We start from the raw sequence: 1,268 nt of genomic DNA on the forward strand, positions 1-1,268 counted from the left end.
AGCCCCCCTTCCCTTCAAAGGGCGAAGCCCAAACATCAAACCTTGCATATTACAAAATACATCAGGCGAAAGCCTTTATCTTTTCCACTCGGTTTGTTTAAAAACAAACCTGAAGACCACTACGCAGAGTAAAACTCTGCTTCGCTCCTAAAGGATAGGGTTATTCCCAGCTACCGCTGGTCATCAACCCCTTTTCTAAGGTTTCCATTATTTCCTACTCAATTCAGTTTTTGCAAACCAACCCAAAGACCGCTCCACCCATTCAACCCCCTAATCCTTTAAAACTTCAACCTTACCCCTAATGACCCACTATAATATTGTCTATCAGCACTTGCTACCTTCGCTCCAATAGAACCAAAGCCTGAAAGTGAAGAAGTGATTTTAAATTCCCCACCAGCAAATAAGCTCCCATAGATGTATTTTTTATCTTCTAATGGCATAACTATCTCAATACCCCCAAGATTATAATTAATCGCACTCAAACTATTATAAAGCTCAAAATCAGCTCCCGGAACAATATAAAAAAAGCCCCCATCTTGGAAGTATTTTCGTAGTTCAAGCCCAATGCTCGCATTCGCACTAAAAGCGTTAGAGCCTTTTTGCTCAAATGCCAAGCCTTTTTCTTTATAACCCCTATTGATACTATAGCCTCCTGATACCCCTAGAGTAGGTTTGATAATCAATGCCCCTTTATGTTCATTGGTATGGAGACCAAAGGCATAGCCATAGCTTAAGGATAGATTGGTGGTGTTATTCATCGTATCTTTTTCTTGATTGAAATCCATCCCAGCGAGTTGGAGTTTTTCTGTATTATTGATAAAGGCGGTATTGTTATTTAAAGAAATATCGATTTCATTATGCCCAGCGATAATACGAGAGTAAATCCCTGCTTGGGCATTATGAGAATAGACACGTTGATTATTTTCTTTGCTAGCACTACTTTTAGCATAAGCATAGCCCAGATAAAAGCCTAAGATAACATTATCAGTAATAAAGCGATCATAACCCATATTCCCCCCATAAACCATACTCTTACCACTACCTGTATAATAGCCTCCAATGACTTGGGCATAGACATCATTGTTTGTTTTTTCATCTGTAAGCATTGTGGCTTCTAGGGCATTGAGGGCATCGGTTTGGATACCCTCACCATTATCAGCATATTTGTATTGCATGGCTTTTTTAATCATCGCTTCAAAGCTATTATTGCTTCCCCCAAAAGGATTGCTTAGCATTGAGAGGCGATTGGTAGTAGAGGATTTAAAGAT

Annotated in this window: 1 protein-coding gene; it reads right to left on the minus strand. The window is 39.4% G+C overall.

The window, feature by feature from the left end; all coding sequences use genetic code 11:
* Nucleotides 1–278 precede the first annotated feature (278 nt).
* On the minus strand, nucleotides 279–1,268 hold a 990-nt coding region (locus tag BJI48_RS09210; RefSeq protein WP_143428801.1), incomplete at its 5' end, for an autotransporter outer membrane beta-barrel domain-containing protein.

This window comes from Helicobacter sp. 11S02596-1 (assembly GCF_002272825.1).
Lineage (GTDB): Bacteria > Campylobacterota > Campylobacteria > Campylobacterales > Helicobacteraceae > Helicobacter_J.